Source organism: Martinezella sp. CNPSo 3959 (assembly GCF_057784355.1).
Genome location: NZ_JBXSOV010000002.1, coordinates 337389 through 355927 on the forward strand (window position 1 = coordinate 337389; position 18539 = coordinate 355927).

20 protein-coding genes are annotated in these 18539 nt (G+C 60.0%); 6 read left to right on the forward strand and 14 right to left on the reverse strand.

The genetic code is table 11. The annotated features are described in order from the left end of the window. Nucleotides 1-64 precede the first annotated feature (64 nt). The 4 genes from AC13RE_RS09600 to AC13RE_RS09615 all read right to left on the reverse strand — a co-directional run bounded on the left by AC13RE_RS09600 (nucleotide 65) and on the right by AC13RE_RS09615 (nucleotide 4168). On the reverse strand, nucleotides 65-958 hold the full coding sequence (locus AC13RE_RS09600) for a polysaccharide deacetylase family protein (RefSeq protein WP_488562763.1): 894 nt from the start codon (nucleotides 956-958) through the stop codon (nucleotides 65-67). A gap of 104 nt (nucleotides 959-1062) precedes the next feature. Next, nucleotides 1063-2952 (reverse strand): ribosomal protection-like ABC-F family protein, encoded by a 1890-nt coding sequence (abc-f, locus tag AC13RE_RS09605; RefSeq protein WP_488562764.1) that lies wholly within the window; start codon nucleotides 2950-2952, stop codon nucleotides 1063-1065. 49 nt (nucleotides 2953-3001) lie between these two features. Continuing rightward, a complete protein-coding gene (locus AC13RE_RS09610) occupies nucleotides 3002-3502 on the reverse strand; it encodes a hypothetical protein (RefSeq protein WP_488562765.1) in 501 nt (166 codons plus the stop codon). A gap of 156 nt (nucleotides 3503-3658) precedes the next feature. After that, nucleotides 3659-4168 carry a DinB family protein gene (locus AC13RE_RS09615; protein ID WP_488562766.1) on the reverse strand — a complete coding sequence of 170 codons (510 nt, stop codon included), beginning with the start codon at nucleotides 4166-4168 and terminating at the stop codon, nucleotides 3659-3661. A gap of 190 nt (nucleotides 4169-4358) precedes the next feature. Here AC13RE_RS09615 and ndk point away from each other — a divergent pair, with 190 nt between their 5' ends. Continuing rightward, entirely contained in the window at nucleotides 4359-4781 is a 423-nt protein-coding gene (gene ndk / locus AC13RE_RS09620) for a nucleoside-diphosphate kinase (RefSeq protein WP_004122188.1), read from the forward strand. Between the two features lie 74 nt (nucleotides 4782-4855). On the opposite strand, the gene AC13RE_RS09625 is transcribed toward ndk, so the two are convergent. Next, entirely contained in the window at nucleotides 4856-5371 is a 516-nt protein-coding gene (locus AC13RE_RS09625) for a hypothetical protein (protein ID WP_488562881.1), read from the reverse strand. Between the two features lie 2 nt (nucleotides 5372-5373). Then, entirely contained in the window at nucleotides 5374-5922 is a 549-nt protein-coding gene (locus tag AC13RE_RS09630) for a CGNR zinc finger domain-containing protein (RefSeq protein WP_132716264.1), read from the reverse strand. 67 nt (nucleotides 5923-5989) lie between these two features. On the opposite strand from AC13RE_RS09630, the gene AC13RE_RS09635 reads away from it, so the two are divergent. Next, complete coding sequence (locus AC13RE_RS09635; protein WP_132716265.1) at nucleotides 5990-6886, forward strand: branched-chain amino acid ABC transporter permease; 897 nt, start codon at nucleotides 5990-5992, stop codon at nucleotides 6884-6886. 3 nt (nucleotides 6887-6889) lie between these two features. Here AC13RE_RS09635 and AC13RE_RS09640 read toward each other — a convergent pair whose 3' ends face one another. From AC13RE_RS09640 to AC13RE_RS09660, 5 genes are all read right to left on the reverse strand, one after another. Then, a complete protein-coding gene (locus AC13RE_RS09640; protein WP_488562767.1) occupies nucleotides 6890-7360 on the reverse strand; it encodes a molybdenum cofactor biosynthesis protein MoaE in 471 nt (156 codons plus the stop codon). Between the two features lie 4 nt (nucleotides 7361-7364). Next, complete coding sequence (gene moaD / locus AC13RE_RS09645) at nucleotides 7365-7619, reverse strand: molybdopterin converting factor subunit 1 (protein ID WP_069616328.1); 255 nt, start codon at nucleotides 7617-7619, stop codon at nucleotides 7365-7367. Then, complete coding sequence (pgsA, locus tag AC13RE_RS09650) at nucleotides 7619-8206, reverse strand: CDP-diacylglycerol--glycerol-3-phosphate 3-phosphatidyltransferase (RefSeq protein WP_015339389.1); 588 nt, start codon at nucleotides 8204-8206, stop codon at nucleotides 7619-7621. The genes moaD and pgsA overlap by 1 nt, the downstream gene beginning before the upstream one ends. 211 nt (nucleotides 8207-8417) lie before the next feature. Continuing rightward, entirely contained in the window at nucleotides 8418-10460 is a 2043-nt protein-coding gene (uvrC, locus tag AC13RE_RS09655; protein ID WP_488562768.1) for an excinuclease ABC subunit UvrC, read from the reverse strand. Then, a complete protein-coding gene (locus tag AC13RE_RS09660; RefSeq protein WP_488562769.1) occupies nucleotides 10457-11224 on the reverse strand; it encodes an SDR family oxidoreductase in 768 nt (255 codons plus the stop codon). Before AC13RE_RS09660 ends, uvrC begins: the two co-directional genes overlap by 4 nt. Before the next feature lie 363 nt (nucleotides 11225-11587). Between AC13RE_RS09660 and AC13RE_RS09665 the strand changes: the two genes are divergently transcribed. After that, a complete protein-coding gene (locus AC13RE_RS09665) occupies nucleotides 11588-12220 on the forward strand; it encodes an outer membrane protein (protein WP_015339392.1) in 633 nt (210 codons plus the stop codon). 73 nt (nucleotides 12221-12293) lie between these two features. On the opposite strand, the gene AC13RE_RS09670 is transcribed toward AC13RE_RS09665, so the two are convergent. After that, on the reverse strand, nucleotides 12294-13136 hold the full coding sequence (locus tag AC13RE_RS09670; RefSeq protein WP_488562770.1) for an oxidoreductase: 843 nt from the start codon (nucleotides 13134-13136) through the stop codon (nucleotides 12294-12296). 123 nt (nucleotides 13137-13259) lie between these two features. On the opposite strand from AC13RE_RS09670, the gene AC13RE_RS09675 reads away from it, so the two are divergent. After that, on the forward strand, nucleotides 13260-14162 hold the full coding sequence (locus tag AC13RE_RS09675; RefSeq protein WP_488562771.1) for a LysR family transcriptional regulator: 903 nt from the start codon (nucleotides 13260-13262) through the stop codon (nucleotides 14160-14162). A 10-nt stretch (nucleotides 14163-14172) separates the two neighbouring features. Here the strand turns inward: AC13RE_RS09675 and AC13RE_RS09680 are convergent, their stop codons facing one another. After that, a complete protein-coding gene (locus tag AC13RE_RS09680; RefSeq protein ID WP_488562772.1) occupies nucleotides 14173-14766 on the reverse strand; it encodes a glutathione S-transferase in 594 nt (197 codons plus the stop codon). Nucleotides 14767-14799: 33 nt separating this feature from the next. After that, on the reverse strand, nucleotides 14800-15651 hold the full coding sequence (locus tag AC13RE_RS09685; protein ID WP_488562773.1) for a 23S rRNA (adenine(2030)-N(6))-methyltransferase RlmJ: 852 nt from the start codon (nucleotides 15649-15651) through the stop codon (nucleotides 14800-14802). 81 nt (nucleotides 15652-15732) lie between these two features. On the opposite strand from AC13RE_RS09685, the gene AC13RE_RS09690 reads away from it, so the two are divergent. Both AC13RE_RS09690 and AC13RE_RS09695 read left to right on the forward strand, forming a co-directional pair. After that, nucleotides 15733-17856, forward strand: a complete 2124-nt coding sequence (locus AC13RE_RS09690; protein ID WP_488562882.1) for a molybdopterin-containing oxidoreductase family protein — start codon at nucleotides 15733-15735, stop codon at nucleotides 17854-17856. Further along, on the forward strand, nucleotides 17853-18446 hold the full coding sequence (locus AC13RE_RS09695) for an NUDIX domain-containing protein (protein ID WP_488562774.1): 594 nt from the start codon (nucleotides 17853-17855) through the stop codon (nucleotides 18444-18446). The genes AC13RE_RS09690 and AC13RE_RS09695 overlap by 4 nt, the downstream gene beginning before the upstream one ends. The last annotated feature ends 93 nt before the right edge of the window (nucleotides 18447-18539 follow it).

The window sequence follows — 18539 nt, forward strand, 5'->3', positions numbered from 1 at the left end:
CGGGCGCTGAAGCAACCATGCTTCCGCGCCGTATTGGTCATAGATTTTTCGGTATTGACCCGGCTCAGCGGACCATCTTGGTGCCGGCCTGCGCGACGAGATTGGTCGCCGGACCCGGTTCGCGCTTGTATTTCAGCGTGACGACCTTGTAGCCCTCATTCTCCAGGCGGCTCAGAAGAGTGGGCAGCATCCTGACGGTGCGCTGGTGAATGTCGTGCATCAGGACGATACCGCGGCCGCGCTGATGGAGCTGCTTCATGGTGCGATCGACTACCGAGGCGGGCGTCGAGGTGAAGTAATCCTTGCTGTCGATATCCACGTCCATGACGATCATGTCGCGGGCCGCGATGGCGGAGCGCAGGCGCTTGGAGTCGGCGAGATAGGGGAAGCGGAAGAAGGGAACATCCATGCCGATCGCCTTGGTGACGGCATCCTTGCCGCGGGCGATCTCTGTCATCGCCGCGTCGAAGGTCATCTTGTCGAGATCGGGATGGCGGAAGGTGTGGCTGCCGATCGCATCGCCATGCGCAAGCACCTCGCGTGCCGTCGCCGGATGAGCCTTCGCCATTTCGCCAACCATCATGAAGGCGGCCTTGACGCCGAATTTGTCGAGCGTGGCGAGAATGCGTTCCGTCTTGCCGGGAGCCGGGCCATCGTCGAAGGTCAGAATGACCTCCTTGTCGGCGAGCCTGATATCCTTGAGCGACGAGACTTCCAACGTGCGACCGGCGAGATTGTGCGGACCGTTCATGCCGGCCAGGTCATCCCGGGTTTCGAGATCGGCGACAAGCCATTTCTTCGGCTCCATCTCGATGGGATCGTTGGCATTTAGCGGCTTGTGGCGCGGCTCTTCAGCGGCATAGCTGCTCTTCAGCGACGCTTCATTGCCTGGCTTCGTGGCGCATCCTCCGAGAGCCAGGGACACGGCAAGGCCAGCCAGCAACACACGGTAGTTCATCAGAATCGCTCAACACTATGTCTATGAAAGTTGAGCGCATATTCTGCAGTTATGGTTAATGATCGGTTAGGAGCGACCGCGAATTCCTTAACAAGCAGTCAGCTTCAGCCGGCCATGCCGCTTTCATATTCCGATGAAAGTTCCAGCCACTGCTCCTCGGCTGCCGCAAGCTTCTCGGCGGCATCGGCGCGCTGCTTTGCCTTTTCCGCAGCCTTTGCCGGTGCCTTCTCGTAGAGGGCGGGATCCGCAAGTTCTGCATCAAGGGCCTGAATCAGTTTCTCAAGCTTGCCGGTCAAGGATTCGATTTCGTTGATCTTCTTCTTGAGCGGCGCCAGCGACGCGCGCCGATCGGCGTTGAGCTTGCGCTGGTCGGCCTTGGAAACGGAATCGTCGATGCCGTTCGTCTTGGCCTTCTCGTCCCTCGACTTCGGGCTGGCGACGACGAGGCTGCGGTATTCCTCCAGATCGCCGTCAAACGTCGTGACAGTGCCGTCGCGCACCAGCCAGAGACGATCGACGGTGGCTTCGATCAGATGGCGGTCGTGCGAGATCAGGATGACCGCACCGGAATAATCGTTCAGCGCCTGGATCAGCGCATTGCGGCTGTCGATATCGAGATGGTTCGTCGGTTCGTCGAGGATCAGCAGGTTCGGTGCGTCGAAGGCGGCAAGGCCCATGAGGAGGCGTGCCTTCTCGCCGCCGGAGAGATCCTTGACCTGCGTGTCCATCTTCTCCGTCGCCAAGCCCATCTGCGCGACGCGGGCGCGCACCTTCGCCTCCGGTGTCTCAGGCATGCGGCGGCGGACATGCTCGACGGCCGTCTGGTTCGGAATGAGATCGTCGAGCTGATGCTGGGCAAAGAAGCCGATCTTCAGGTTCGGTGCGAGCCTGACTTCGCCGCTCTCCGCGCCCAGCCGGCCTGAAATGAACTTCGCGAAGGTCGATTTGCCGTTGCCGTTGGAGCCGAGCAGGGCGATGCGGTCGTCGGCATCGATGCGCAGGTTCAGGCGCTTGAGGATCGGCTTGCCCGGCTCGTAACCGACGGCACCGCCGCTGATTGCGATGATCGGTGAGGCGGGCTGCTTCTCCGGCTCCGGAAAGCTGAAGCCCATCACATGATCTTCGATGACGGCGGCGACCGTGCCCATGCGTTCCAGCGCCTTGATGCGCGATTGCGCCTGTCGCGCCTTCGAGGCCTTGGCCTTGAAGCGGTCGATGAAGCTCTGCAGATGCTTGCGCGCCGCATCGTTCTTCGCCTTCGCCTTCATCTGCAGCTCGTCGGCTTCAGCCTTCTGCCGCTCGAACTGGTCATAGGAGCCGCGATAGAAGGTGAGTTTCTTCTGGTCGAGATGCACGATGGAGTTGACGGCCGTATTCAGGAGGTCGCGGTCGTGTGAGATGATGATGACCGTGTGAGGGTAGCGGCGGATATAGTCCTCAAGCCAGAGCGTGCCTTCCAGGTCGAGATAGTTCGTCGGCTCGTCGAGCAGCAGTAGATCCGGCTCGGAAAACAACACGGCCGCGAGCGCGACGCGCATGCGCCAGCCGCCGGAGAAGGAGGAGGCGGGACGCTTCTGCGCCTCGTGGTCGAAGCCGAGGCCGGCGAGAATGCTGGCGGCACGCGCTTCGGCCGAATGCGCATCGATATCGGCAAGCCGCGTCTGGATATCGGCGATGCGGTGCGGATCGGTCGCGGTTTCGGCTTCAGCAAGCAGCGCGGAGCGCTCCTTGTCCGCTGCGAGGACGATATCGATGAGAGGTTCTTCAGTGCCAGGCGCTTCCTGTGCAACCTGGCCGATGCGGGCGTTGCGCGGGATCGAGACCGAGCCGCTTTCGGCGGCGAGATCGCCTGTGATGATCCTGAACAGCGTGGACTTGCCAGCACCGTTCTTGCCGACGAGGCCAGCCTTCGTGCCCGCCGGAAGCGTCACGCTGGCATGATCGATGAGAAGGCGGCCGGCAATGCGGGCGGAAAGGTCTGAAATCGAAATCATGGCGCGGTTTTGGCCGAACTCGACGCCGAAGGCAAGAGCGCGAAGTCGCTTAGGCGCCAGCCTTTTGCGACGGCTTCGCGAGGTTGGCGCAGTTGCGCAGCCGCTCGGTCAGCTCGGTTTCGTAGAGCATGAGATTGGTGAGAGAGGCATTGAGGCTGTCGAGGGCGGGGTTCGCATCCGCTGCCGTTTCGGTTTCGCGGCTAAATTGCTGTTTCTTCATCAGCCCCTTGGCGAGCTGATCTGCGACTTCGCGCAGCATTTCGGCGGCATCGCTTTCCGATTTGCGCGCCACCAGCCCGCAATGGCTGACGAGGCGATGCTTCAGGCCGATCTCGTCAAGCCCGCTTTGCGAGGGAAGGGGGCCAAGCGCCTCGATTTCTTCGGCAAGACGGCGATCCTGCCCGTAAAGCGCCTCATGAAAGAGCTGATAGTTACGCGGCAGGTTCTTGACCTTCAGCCGCGTCATGAAGCGGCCGATAACCTCGAGCTCGGTTTCCGTTTCATCATTATCGATGGAATATGCCGAAACGCTTGTTTGCGAGTTCTTCATGCCTGCTTCTGACCGTGAGCTGATATATCTTATCAATCTGCAGGTCGGCAGGTTAAGGGAACATGAACAAAATGCCTTATTCACGCTGCGTCGCAACAAAATGAGGCAGGTGCTCAACGCCGTGGCGAAAGCGGAAAACAGCAATTCGCTTTCCGCTCACATCCAGCGTGTTCCTTCACTGCGCAGGAAGTTCAGCAGGTCCAGCACCAGCGACGGCTTGCCCATGGATGTGAGGATGGTATGGCACTGGCCGCGGTGGTGGGTGTGGTGGTTGAACATATGGGATACCGCCGCATGGAGGGGAACGGTGATGGCGCCCGGTCGCAGGATCGAGGTATAGGTGAGATCGACGGCAAGCGCGTCGGCATCGAGTGTTTCCAGCCAGGCGATGATATTTCGATCTTCCGCCTCCCGTAAGCTGTAGAGTCCTTTAAGTGTGTCATGAAGGACGGTCTCGAGCGACGCCGGCACCCCGCCGGTGCCGTTGAAGCGGTGCATCCACAGCCGATCCGTGACAAGCAGATGGTTCAGCGTTCCGTGGAGCGAACCGAAGAACGCGCCGCGATCCTCGTGGAATTCCGCATCACTGAGGTCTGCCGCGGCGTTGTAGACCTGAACATTGGCCCAACGATTGTAGTCGGCAAGCATCCTGAAATGTTTGAGCATATGACCTCTCCTCAATGGTGTGGCGATGTTGCCGCTGAGTTTGCAAATAAACCATCGCAATGCCATCGGCCGATTGCGAATCGGATGCCCGGACTGTGACAGCGGCGTGAAATTGGCCCATCCCCCTTGTTTTCGGGCCTTGGGGCAGGTAAAGACCGCCCACTTTTCTCTGATTACAAGGAACGGACCCATGGCGATTGAACGTACTTTCTCGATGATCAAGCCGGACGCGACGAAGCGCAACCTGACCGGCGCCATCACCAAGGTTTTTGAAGACAACGGCCTGCGCGTCATCGCCTCCAAGCGTGTCTGGATGAGCAAGCGTGAAGCTGAAGGCTTCTACGCCGTTCACAAGGAACGTCCGTTCTTCGGCGAACTCGTTGAAGGCATGACCTCCGGCCCGACCATCGTTCAGGTTCTCGAAGGCGAAAACGCCATCCTGAAGAACCGCGAAATCATGGGCGCGACCAACCCGGCCAACGCTGACGAGGGCACGATCCGCAAGACCTTCGCTCTGTCGATCGGCGAAAATTCCGTTCATGGCTCGGACGCTCCGGAAACGGCTGCCGTCGAAATCGCCTACTGGTTCTCCGAAACTGAAATCGTTGGCTGAATCAGCCTTTCAGCTTCAGCGCTGAACGATTTGAAATGACTCATGAAGGCCGGGACCTCGCGTCCCGGCTTTTTTCATGCAGGGCAGGCGGCATCATGTCCATAATCGGTGCTGCCATCGCCCTTGAAGACATCGGGATTGGCGGTATAGACCGGGCCGACGACCAGCGGCTTCGTCGGCAGCACGGTCTGGTCGAGGTCGGATCTGACCTCGGTCTTGATCGTCTGGATCGTCTTGTCGCTGGCATCGACCAGCTTGATTGAGACGGAGTAAGGGCGGTCCTTGCGGACGCAATGGAGGTCCGGACTTTCCAGCGTGATCTTGTCCCAGAATGTATAGATCTTCTGATTGACGACAAGCGGGTCGCCGCCGGCCGGATTTTCGAATTCCGCGATCGCCTTTGTTCCCTCGGGGATCGGAGCGATCTTCTTGAGCGTGATCATGTAGCTCGCGCTCGCCACGCGGTAGTTGAAGACGAAGAGGCGGCCTGTGAGTTGGGTCGGGCCCTCATCGTCCTTCCGCTGGCAGCCGGCCAGCGCCAGACCGGCGACGATCACGGCACCTGTCATTGTCAGCATGAACCTTCGCATCGTCATGGCGCAGTCTCCTCCTTCTTGCGCCGGTAGTGCCGGCTGGCTTTGGCCCGGTTGCCGCAAACCGCCATATCGCACCAGGCGCGGCTCTTGTTCTTGCTGCGGTCGATAAAGAGCCAGCCGCAGTTGCGGCATATCTTCATTCGTTCCGGATCGGGCATGGCGATGAGACGCAGCGTCGAATGCACGGTTGCGGCATCGAGCCCATCGGAGGACGCGCGCTTCAGGACCCCAGCCAATGCCGCAAGCAGATCGGCGAGCAGCAGATCGACAGCCTCCCCAAGAACGCGTGCTCGGAAATAACGATCGATCAATTCGCGGAGCGCGATGAAATCGGTTCGGTTTTCCCGCTTCACCGGCAGGATATCGCCGAAGAGCGCCCGTTCGGCGCAGAAATTGGCTGCCGCCTTCGGAAAGCTATCCATCTGTCCTGCCGCCTCGAAACGGTCGATCCGACGCTCGTCGTCATGGCGCAGGATCACGCTGTTGGCGACATCGAGCGCAAGCGCGCCACCGGAAAAGCGATGTGGGGTCCAAGTAAAGCTCATAACAAAAATTATAACTGGTAAAATGAATTTTGCCAGTTACTATTTGCTCGTTCTTCGGAGGGGTGGAATGGCCTATCTTCTGCAGCAATTGGCGAATGCCGTTCCGCTCGCTGCCCTTTATGCGACGCTGGCCTTCGGCTATTCCATTGCCTTCGGGGTCATGAAGCGGGCCGATATCACCTATGGCGCGCTCTTCGCCTTTGCCGGCCAGATGCTCGTGCTCTTCACGGACGTCGGTTATACGAAGATGTATCTCATCCTGCCGGCTGCCTTTGCTTTCGGGGCTGTGATCGCCGTCGGCTATACGATCGGCACCAGCTTTCTGGTCGGCCGCGCGATCATGCTACCGCTATCGCGCAAGTCGCCGAACACGGTCATCGTCGCGGCACTTGGCATGATGATCATCCTGATGGAAACGGCACGGCTGGCGTCTAATACGCGCGGCATCTGGCTGCCACCCTTTCTGAACGGTGCAGTCGTGTTCTGGGATAGCGGCGGCTTCCGCGTCACACTGACCGAAATCCAGCTGCTTAACACCGTGCTGATGATCCTCGTTATCCTTATAGGTGCCTATGTCCTCAAATGTACCGGATGGGGCCGCATCTGGCGTGCCGTCACCGACGACGCGCTTGCAGCCGAACTGTGCGGCGCCAGCGCCAGCCGAGTCTTCCTGATGGCCTATGTCGCCTCCGCTATGGTCGCGACCATCTGCGGTCTGCTGGCTACTTCCTACTACGGAACCATGGATTTTGGCGCGGGGCTTATGTTCGGGCTGAAGGTGCTGATGATTGCGGCGGTCGGCGGCTATTCCGAGCCGCTGAAGTCGGCCGGCGGGGCCGCGCTCCTCGGCCTGACGGAGACGATGTGGGGAGCTTACGGTCCGTTCCTTTGGCGCGATTTCGTCATCTTCTCGCTGCTCGTGCTGATGTTGGTGTTGAGCCGCCGTGAACGAGTGGTGCCCTGAAGCCTACTTGTTACCGGCCCACTTGGCCCGCGCGGCATCGTCGGCATCCTTGGCGGAAACCCAACCGCCTTGCGTGCCATCTTTGCCGTGTTCCTTCTTCCAGAATGGCGCGGAGGTTTTCAGGAAATCCATGACGAAATTGGCGCCGTCGAAAGCCGCCTGCCGATGCGGTGCCGCGGCAATGACGAGCACGATGTTTTCGCCAGGTGCGATCTTGCCATAGCGATGAATAGCAGTAAGGCCAAGAAGCTCGAAACGTTCGATGGCAAGCTTGGCGATGCGGTCGATCTCCGCCTCCGCCATGCCCGGATAATGTTCGAGTTCCAGCGTACCCAAAGTGCCGCCTTCGTCACGGCAGAGCCCGGAGAAGGTGACGACAGCGCCGATATCGTGCCTCTTTGAGGTTAGTTGGTCGATCTCCGCCTGGAGGTCGAAATCCTCGCGCTGGACGCGGACTAGCGGTTGGACGGCCATCAGTTCATCCCCCCGTCATCGGCGGGAAAAGCCCGATCTCTCGCGCTCCGGCGATCGGCTCATCGTGCTCGGCGTGCTCCATATTGATTGCGACGCGGATCGCCTGGGGGAATTGAAGTGCCGCCTCGTATTCTTCGCCCAAGCCCTTCAAATGACTCAGGAGATCGCCGACGGTAACGACATCGGCGGGCAGGGAAATCTCTTCTTCCGCTTTGCCGATCCGCTCGCGCACCCAGGCGAAATAGACGAGCTTCGTCATCATTCCTCATCCACGACATGCTTCAGCCCGGCCCGGAAATAATCGTAGCCGGTATAGATGGTCAAAAGCGCTGCGACCCAGAGCAGGACGATGCCTATCTCCGTCGTATAGGGTAGCACCTTGTCGCCCGCAGGCCCAGCCAGCAGGAAAGCGATAGCCACGAGCTGGGCGGTCGTCTTCCATTTGGCGATGCGCGTCACGGGAACGCTGACCTTTAGCGCCGCCAGATATTCGCGCAGGCCCGAAACCAGGATTTCGCGGCAGAGGATGATGATGGCAGCCCAGAGAGACCAGCCGGCAATGGTGCCGTCGGCCGCGACCAGCAGCAGGATTGCGGAGACCAACAGCTTGTCAGCGATCGGATCGAGCATGCGGCCGATATTCGAGGTCTGGTTCCAGATGCGCGCGAGATAACCGTCAAGGAAATCGGTGATCGAGGCAATGACGAAAATCCAGAGCGCGACCCAGCGCGCGAAATCCGAACCCTCCAGCTTGCCTTCGATGAAGAAGCATAGAACGATCAGGGGTACGCAGAGAATGCGGCCGTAGGTGAGCAGATTGGGGATGCTATAAGCGCGCGAAGCCATGGAAATCGTTTCGTTTCGGTTGTCTCGGCGGATCGCGATTAGCCTCGATTTCGGGCTTCATCGCGCTCCGAGCATTTGATTTTCTTGATCTTCTCCAAAAACCGCTTCGCACTTTTTGGGATCAAATCCTAGATGATGGTTTGGCGACCTTATCGTCAATATTATTTCTATTTTTTCACCGCCATTGCGTGGAATTTGCGACCAGCGTTTCTTATTTCGCGGCATCCTCGTGGAAATGGTTGTAGACCTGTCGTGCCACGGTTTCGGATATGCCCTCGACCGCCATCAGATCCGATAGTGCTGCCCGCGATACGGCCTTGGCGGTGCCGAAATGCTGCAGCAGCGCGCGCTTGCGCGAGGGTCCGATGCCGCCGATCTCGTCCAGCGGATTCCTAACCATCTCCTTCTTGCGCCGGGCACGATGCGAGCCGATCGCGAAGCGGTGCGCCTCGTCGCGCATGCGCTGGATGAAATAGAGCACGGGATCGCGGGGCGGCAGCGAGAAGCTTTCGCGCGCTGGTGCGAAGAAGCGCTCGCGCCCGGCCTCGCGGTCGACGCCCTTGGCGACGCCGATGGCGATGACGCTGTCGGTGATCCCAAGCTCCTCGAGAATGGCGCGTACGGCCGTCATCTGCCCCTGGCCGCCGTCGATGAGGATGACATCGGGCCAGGCCGGGAAGGGCTGGTCGGCTGCATCGGTGCCGGATGCTTCTGCGGCAGCTGTCCGATCAGGCTTTCCTTCCTCCTTCAGGAGGCGCGAGAAGCGGCGGGTCATGACCTCGCGCATCATGCCGAAGTCGTCGCCCGGCGTGATGTCGGTCGATTTGATGTTGAATTTGCGATACTGGCCTTTGACGAAGCCTTCCGGCCCTGCCACCACCATGCCGCCAACCGCATTCGTCCCCATGATATGGGAGTTGTCGTAGATCTCGATGCGCTGCGGCACATAGGGAAGCTTGAATGTTTCCTTGAAACCTTCGAGCAGCCGCGATTGCGAGGCGGTTTCCGCCAGCTTACGGCCATGCGCCTCGCGTGCATTGGCGATGACATGCTCGACCAAATCGCGCTTTTCGCCGCGCTGCGGCACGAGGATCGCGACCTTGTGGCCGGCTTTCTCGGTAAGCGCTGCCGCCAAGAGTTCCATTTCCTCGATGGTCTCCGACAACAGGATCTGCCGCGGCACGGGCTTGTCATCATAGAATTGCGCAAGGAACGCGTCCAGCACTTCGGCGCCGGAGAGCGACGGATCGGCCTTCGGAAAATAGGCGCGGTTGCCCCAGTTCTGCCCGGTGCGGAAGAAGAAGACCTGGATGCAGGAAATGCCGCCCTCGTGATGGATGGCGAAGACATCGGCTTCCTCCACTCCGGCCGGATTGATGCCTTGGTGGCTCTGCACATGCGAGAGCGCGGCAAGCCGATCGCGAAAGATCGCGGCGCGCTCGAAATCCAGATCTTCGGCGGCAGCATTCATCGCCTCGGCCATATGCGCCTTGACGTTCTGGCTCTTGCCGGAAAGGAAGTCCTTCGCTTCCTGTACTAGTTCCGCATAGCCTGCATCGCTGATCTCATGCGTGCAGGGGCCGGAACAGCGCTTGATCTGATAGAGCAGACAGGGCCGCGTGCGTGTCTCGAAGACGCTGTCGGTGCAGGTGCGGATCAGAAAGGCCCGCTGCAGCGAATTGATGGTGCGCCCGACCGCGCCGGCCGATGCGAAGGGCCCGAAATAGTCGCCCTTGCGAGCGCGGGCGCCGCGATGCTTGAAGATCGCCGGCGCGCGATGATCGCCCGTGATCAGAATATAAGGGAAGGATTTGTCGTCCCGCAGCAGCACGTTAAAGCGCGGGCGCAAGCGTTTGATGAGATTCGCTTCCAGCAGCAGCGCTTCCGTCTCCGTGCGCGTGGTGACGAATTCCATATTGGCGGTTTCGCGCACCATACGGGCGATGCGGTTGGAGTGCACCTTGCCCAGCGCGTAGTTGGAAACGCGCTTCTTCAGGTTTCGCGCCTTGCCGACGTAGAGTACGTCGCCGGCTTCGTTGAACATGCGATAAACGCCGGGATTGTTCGGCAGCCGCTTGACGAATTCGGCGATCAGTTCGGCGCCGCGAAGCCCGGTCTCGTTCTTGCCGCCTTCATTCCAATCGACAGGCGCAACAGGGGAGGCGGCGGCATCGCCCTCCACCTCGATGTCGTCTTCGATATCCTCTGATTCGTCATAGAGAACGCCGCCATCGGGCAGCTTTCTTCCATTCATTCCGCACTCTCCGACACGTCTGGCGTTTCCCAGGCAAGGTGCTGGCCGCCATCGAGCGCTATCATTTGGCCCGTGATCGAGGGCGTGTCAAAAAGAAAGCGGATGGTCCGGCCGAATTCTTCGAGCCCCGGCGCCGCCTTCAATATGAGGCCCGCGATCTGTGCTTGAAAGTCCTCCTCGCTCTGCCGCACGCTGCGCACCGTCGGACCTGGGCCGATCGCGTTGACGCGGATGCGCGGCGCAAAGCTCTGCGCCATCGTCTGGGTTGCGGTCCAAAGAGCAGCTTTCGACAGGGTATAGGAATAGAAGCGGGGATTAAGCGCCCAGACCCGCTGATCGACCATGTTGACGATCAGGCCCGGATAGGGTTCGGGAAGCTGCCGGACGAAATCGGCAGCCAGAATGGATGGCGCGCGCACGTGCACGGCGAAGTGCGCCTCGAAGGCTTCGGCGTCGAAATGATCGGCGGAATCACCGAGGAAAGCCGAGGCGTTGTTGACCAGAAGATCGAGCGGACCAAGAGCATCCGCGGCCCTTTCGACAAGGCTTGACGTCTCGCCCAAATTCAGCAGATCGGCCTTGATCGCAATCGCCTTTCGGCCCGTTTGCCGCAGTTTCGCCGCAATTTCTTCCGCCTCGGCGAGGGACTGATGGGCATGCAACGCCACCGCGAAGCCATGAGCCGATAAATCCTCGGCAATTGCCAGACCTATTCTTTTGGACGCGCCGGTAATCAGCGCCGTGCGTAGTTTTTCCTGGCTCAAGAGATCGCCTTCTGCTCGTCGTTACCCGATCGATGTTCATATAGGGCGTCGATACACCATATGAAAAGATGTGGGAGCAAATGACGCGCTTCGGAATTTCTTATGTAAAACTTGAGATATATTTAGTTTAAAATAAGTATACATGCTTTAACCATTGGTTATGGTTAATAATTCCTCTGTTGCGATGAAGCAACATCGAAATTCAGCCACCTCTGTGCCACAATGATATCATATTTTGGCTCTTCCAATTCCTCATTTGCATTCCAATTTCAACCTCGATCCGGGAGGGATATGTTTAATTGCTCGTGGCGCTTCACAGTCGAAGACAGTAAGCGAAGCACACGGGCCTGAAAGGAGAAAAGTATGCGTACTCTTATCAAGACCCTCATGGTCTCCACTCTCGCCCTCGGTGGCTACACCGCAGCTCACGCCGCTGACGCTGTCGAGCAGATTCCGCAGCCGCCCGTCGCTCAGGAAGCAGCTCCGGCCGTCAACAACTGGTCCGGCTTCTACATCGGTGGTGCAGGCGACTGGAGCAAGGGTCATTTCAGCCACAATGGCAATGGCTATGGTTTCGGCGGCCAGGCCTTCACCGGCTACAACTGGCAGCAGGGCCAGATCGTATACGGCGTTGAAGCAGACCTCGGCTATGCCGGCATTGACAGCACCCGCAACGGTCTGACCGCCAAGAATGGCGTCAATGGCTCGGTTCGCGGCCGTATCGGCTACGACTTCAACCCATTCATGCTGTACGGCACGGCCGGTCTGGCGCTCGCTCAGAACAAGCTTGAAGACGCTACCTCGTCCGACAGCAAGACGGCAGTTGGTTACACGGTTGGTGCAGGTGCTGAAACCTTCATCACCAACAACATCACCGCTCGCCTCGAGTACCGTTACACGGATTACGGCAAGAAGAACTTCGACCTCGACTCCGGTCGCTTCTCTCGCGGTTACGACGAGCAGAGCGTCAAGGTCGGTATCGGCGTCAAGTTCTAATCATCTGAAGGCACAGCCTGAAGAAAAGGCCGGGGTGAAAACCCCGGCTTTTTTGCATTACGCCTCGGAATGTTTAGGCGGCTTCCTTCGGGAAGTCAGTCGAGACGGCCAGTTCGCGCCAATCGGTCAGCTCTCTGGCGACATATTCGTTCTTGGTCTCGATCGCGCCGACCGTATCCGAGCCGAAAGGCATGCGCAGAGGCGGGTTGGCCGAATGGGCAAGCGTGATCATCGATTTTGCAAGACGTTTGGGATCGCCGGGCTGGGCGTGATTATGGCCGGCCGCGAAATCGCGCATCGCTCCGGCCGGAGTGTCCCTGTAGTCGGCAATCGAACTCGGGCTGACTGCAAGCGAGCTCTCATCGAGGAAGTCGGTGCGGAAAAAGCCGGGTTCGACAACGGTGATCTGGATGCCGAGCGGCTGCAACTCCGCTGCCATCGCTTCGGATAGGCCTTCGATGGCGAACTTTGTCGAGCAATAGACACCCCAGCCGGCAAAGCTCTGATAACCGCCGACCGAGGACATGTTGATGACATGGCCCGAACGCTGCCGGCGCATGTGCGGCAGGACGGCGCGCGTGACCTTCAGCAGGCCGAAGACGTTGGTCGCATAGAGCTTTTCGATTTCCTCGGCAGTTGCTTCCTCCACGGCACCGAGCAGCCCGTAGCCGGCATTATTGACGAGGACGTCGATCTTGCCGAAACGCTTGACGGCGATCTCGGCGGCTTCATGGGCCTGCGTCTCGCTCGATACGTCGAGGGCGACGGATAGGAGGTTTGGGTGATTGCCGAACTTCTCCGTCAGCCCAACGGGATTGCGAGCTGTAGCAACAACGGCGTCGCCGGCGGTGAGGGCTTCCTGAGTGATAAGGGCACCGAACCCGCGGGATGCACCCGTAATGAACCAAACACGCATGGCTTTCTCCTTCGTGAGTTTGCAATTCCATGGGTGGAATTCGCTTGCAGGAGAAAGGTAGCTTGATGGTATCGCTGAGATAATCTACTTTCTCTTCCATGAAGAGCTGAGAAAATCTCACCAATGCGACGCATCCGTTCGATAGATCTGGCGATCTTCCTTGCAATTGCCGAACACCGTAGCTTTCGCAAAGCGGCGGTGGAGTTGCGGGTGACTCCCTCCGCGCTCAGCCATTCGTTGCGCGCCATCGAGGAGCGGCTGGATGTACGGCTGGTCAATCGCACCACCCGTGGCGTCGGCTTGACGGAAGCCGGCGAACGCCTGTTCGATCGCATCCGCCCGGCGTTTCTCGATATCGACGATGCGCTGGAGGATCTCGATAAATTCCGCGGCCAGCCCTATGGCAAGCTGCGCATCAATGCCCCGCGTCCTGCAGCCAGGATGGTATTGCTGCCGATCGTGTCGCGGTTCCTGAGGACTTACCCCGCCATTGAAGTCGAAATCGTAGTGGACGATGCGCTTGTGGATACGGTTGCCTCCGGTTTCGACGCCGGCATACGGTTCGGCGAACGCATCGCCGCCGACATGATCGCTGTCCCCATCGGGCCTCGCCAGCGGACGGCGATCGTCGGCTCGCCCGAACATTTTCAGCGTTTTCCCAAACCGCTCACGCCCCACGATCTGAAGGATCACCCCTGCATCCGCTACCGTTTCGCGAGCGGCACCTATTATCGCTGGGAGTTCGAGCGCGGGGGCATCGAGCTGGAGATCGAGGTGCAGGGGCCGCTCACGCTTGGCGATCTCGATATCATGCTGGATGCCGCTATCAATGGCTCCGGTCTTGCCTTCGTATTTGAAGATCACGCGCTACCGGCCTTGCGGGATGGCCGGCTGATCCGCGTGCTTGAGGACTGGTGTCCTTATTATCCCGGCTTCTTTCTCTATTATCCGAGCCGCCGGCAGTTGCCGACGGCTCTGCGCGCCTTCGTCGATTTCGTAAAGGCCGACGCTGCCCGCGAGGGCTGAGTTGACGGCGTCAGACTTGCGGCTTCATCGCCGGAAAATCGGGGAAATGCTTCTCGAACTTGCGTGCCCAGTCCGTCAATCCCGTATAGTCCCCTTCCCATTGCCCTTCGAAGCGGAGCTGCAGATAGCCGACGAGAGAGGCAAGCGCGAAATGGCCCGCATGCAGCTTCTTGCCGATTTTCGGCGGCTCGGCATCGAGATGGGTGAGGGCGCGGCTGACCTTCGTCCATTGCCGGTCGATCCAGGGCTGGTGCTGTTTTTCAGGCTCACGAAGGCGCCGCTCGTAGACGATCGACAGCAGGCACTCGTTGGTGCCGTCGATCAGCGCTTCCAGAACCTCGATTTCGGTGCGCTTGCCCGCCTTCGAAGGATAGAGCCCGCCCTCGCGCCGGTCGAAATAATGCATGATGGCGCGGCTGTCGAAAATGGCCTCACCGTCGCCGGTCAGCAATGTCGGGATCTTGCCGAGCGGATTGTTGTCGATGAGCAGCGTCGGACCGGCATTCGTATCGACGTGGATTTCCTCGAGCTTGATGCCGAGATGGCGTGCCGCCATGCGCACCTTGCTGGAGAAGGGGGAGGTGGACGAGCAAAGAAGTCTCATGAAATCACCTGTGGGATATGTATGTGAAAAATCTCAATGTTCGCCACGCAGCCAGAAGGCGCGCTGCGAGGCGAAGCGGTCCTGCGCCAGCAGATCCTTCAAAGCCGGCAGCAGCGCGTGCAGCTCGTCCTTGAGCGTGAAGGGCGGGTTGACGATGATGAGGCCGGAGCCGGTAAGCCCGGTGAAGCCGCGGTCGCTTTTGACGCTCAGCTCGGCGCAGAGCATCTTCGGAATTTCCAGTGCCTGGAGCGCCTCGTGAAATGGCTTAATCGGCGCATCCTTCTTGATCGGATACCAGAGGCAATAGGTGCCGCCGGGAAAGCGGCGCCACGACTTTGCGAGGCCGTCGATCAGCCGCTCATATTCGCCTTCTTCCTCGAAAGGCGGGTCGACGAGCACGATGCCGCGCTTTTCCTTCGGCGGCAGATGCGCGCCGAGCGCCAGCCAGCCGTCCAGCTCGGTAATGCGCGCGTGGTGATCGCCCTCGAACAGCCGGTGCAGCCGCTGGAAATCGTCCGGATGCAGTTCCATCGCCGACAGCCGGTCCTGCGGGCGAAACAGCATGCGGGCGAGTTTCGGCGAGCCGGGATAGAGCCTGACGCCGCCTTCGGGGTTCAATTCTCGGATGGCGGCAAGATAGGGCTCCAGAAGCTCGGCGACCTGCGGCACGAGTTCCGCCTCCAGCACCCTGCCGATGCCATCGCGCCACTCGCCGGTCTTCTGCGCTTCCTCGGAGGAGAGATCGTAGAGCCCGATGCCGGCATGCGTGTCGAGGACGCGGAACGCCTTGTCCTTGTTCTGCATGTAGCGGACGAGGCGAGCAAGGATCGCGTGTTTCAAGACATCGGCAAAATTGCCCGCGTGGTAGATGTGCCGATAGTTCATTGTCGGTGAAGTCCGCATGAATTGTTGAGATGGGCCGGATTGTCTCTAGTGGCCGGACATCGCTTGAAATATACAAACATCATGAACATTGCGACCCCTATCCAAGCCAAATCGCGCATCGGCCACACAGCCTGTCCGCATGACTGTCCCTCCACCTGCGCGCTGGAGGTCGATCTGACTGAAGACGGCAGGATCGGCCGGGTTCGCGGGGCCAACGACCATTCCTATACCGCGGGCGTCATCTGCGCCAAGGTCGCGCGCTATGCCGAGCGGCTTTACCATCCTGATCGCCTGATGAAGCCGCTTCGCCGCGCCGGCGCCAAGGGCGAGGGGCGCTGGCAGGAGGTTTCCTGGGACGCGGCGCTGGATGAAATCGCCGAGGCCTTCGTGAAGGCGGAAGCGAAAGACGGCAGCGAGGCGATCTGGCCTTATTTCTATGCGGGAACGATGGGCTGGGTGCAGCGCGATTCCATCGAGCGGCTCCGCCATGCCAAGCGCTATTCCGGTTTCTTCTCGTCGATCTGCACCAATCCGGCCTGGACCGGCTTCACCATGGCGACAGGCGTGCTGCGCGGCCCCGATCCGCGGGAAATGGGCCGCACGGATTGCGTCGTCATCTGGGGCACGAATGCCGTGGCGACGCAGGTCAATGTCATGACCCATGCGGTGAAGTCCCGCAAGGAGCGCGGCGCCAAGATCGTCGTCGTCGATATCTACGAAAACCCGACGATGAAGCAGGCCGACATGGCCTTGATCGTCAAGCCCGGCACGGATGCGGCCCTTGCGTGCGCCGTCATGCACATCGCCTTCCGCGATGGCTATGCCGACCGCGACTACATGGCCAAATATGCCGACGATCCCGCCGGCCTCGAAGAACATTTGAAGTCGAAGACCCCGGCATGGGCCGCTGATATCACCGGCCTTTCGGTCGACGAGATCGAAGCCTTCGCCAAGCTCGTGGGAACGACGAAGAAGACTTACTTCCGCCTCGGCTACGGCTTTACACGTCAGCGCAATGGGGCGATCGCCATGCACGCGGCAGCCTCGATCGCCACAGTTCTCGGTTCCTGGCAATATGAGGGTGGCGGCGCCTTTCATTCGAACAGCGATATCTTCCGCATGGACGCGAGCGAACTCACCGGCCGCGCCATGAAGGATCAGGATATCCGCATGATCGATCAGTCGCAGATCGGCCGCGCTTTGACCGGCGATGCCGTGGCGCTGCGCCATCGCGGGCCGGTGACCGCGATGCTTATACAGAACACCAATCCGGTGAATATCGCACCGGAGCAGCGGCTGGTGAAGCGCGGCTTTGCCCGTTCCGATCTCTTCGTGGCGGTGCACGAGCAGTTCATGACCGATACGGCCGACATGGCCGATATCGTCATTCCCGCCACCATGTTCGTCGAGCATGACGACATCTATCGGGCCGGCGGGCAGAACCACATTCTGCTCGGCCCGAAGCTTGTCGAGCCGCCGCCGACCGTGCGCAGCAATCTCTTCGTCATTGAGGAATTGGCGAAGCGCCTCGGCGTCGCCGATCGCCCCGGTTTCGGCTTCTCCGCCCGCGAGATGATCGACAGGATTCTGTCGAGGAGCGGTCTGCCGGACTACGAATATTTTCTCGAACACAAATGGTTCGACCGCCAGCCGGATTTCGAGGAAGCACATTTCGTCAACGGCTTCGCTCATCCCGACGGCAAGTTCCGCTTCCGCCCTGATTGGACCAACCAGCCGGCGCCGAACCGCCCGCCAGCGTCGGTCGGTCTGCTCGGCCCTCACGTCGAACTGCCGGAGTTTCCGGACCAGGTCGACGTGATCGAGGTGGCTGATCCCGAGCATCCTTTCCGGCTCGCCACCTCGCCCTCGCGCAATTTCCTGAATTCGAGCTTCGCGGAAACGAAGACGTCACGGCAGAAGGAAGGCCGTCCCGAGGTGATGATCAATCCCATCGATGCCGAAGCGCTTGAGATTGCACACGGCGATCTGGTGTGTGTCGGCAATGGCCGCGGCGATATCCGCCTCCACGCCCGCGTGACGACGGAAGTGAAGCCCGGTGTGCTGATCGCCGAGGGGCTGTGGCCGAACAAGGCTCATGTCGACGGCGAGGGGATCAATGTGCTTACCGGCGCCGATCCCGTCGCGCCCTATGGCGGCGCCGCTGTCCACGACAGCAAGGTATGGCTTCGCAAGGACGTGGCATGAGTAAATTCGAAAACGCGAAAGCTGAAATCGTCAGCGAAAAGACGCTGGCGGATCAATGGACTCGGCTGAGCACATTCGAGGTCGACTACACGGATTCGCAGGGCGAAAAGCATCGGCTGAAGCGCGAGGTCTATCATCGCACGCCGGCAGCCTGCATTCTCCTCTATGATCCCAAACGCGAAACCGTGGTGCTCGTTCAGCAATACCGTCTGCCAGCCCAGTTGGTCGGCGAGCCGGTCTGGATGATCGAAGTGCCCGCCGGATTGCTCGACGGGGACCAGCCGGAAGCCGCGATCCGCCGCGAGGCTATGGAAGAGACCGGCTTTCGCGTGCGCGACGTCCACTTCCTGTTCAAGGCGATGACCTCGCCGGGCTCATCGACGGAGGTCATTCATTTCTTCGCCGCCGTAATCGACACGTCCGACCGTGTTGCCGATGGTGGCGGGCTTGCGGAAGAGCATGAGGATATAGAGGTGCTGGAAGTTCGCCTGTCCGATGCGATTGTCATGATCGAGACCGGCGATATCTGTGACGCCAAGACGATCATGCTGCTGCAATGGGCGGCCTTGAATCTCGCCAGCCTGAAATAGGTTGCTGCATGAATGGGAGCTTGCTCTCCCGTTCATCACATTGTCACGAATCGAGCTTACCGGGGCGTGCGGCCGAAGACACTCGAATGCTTC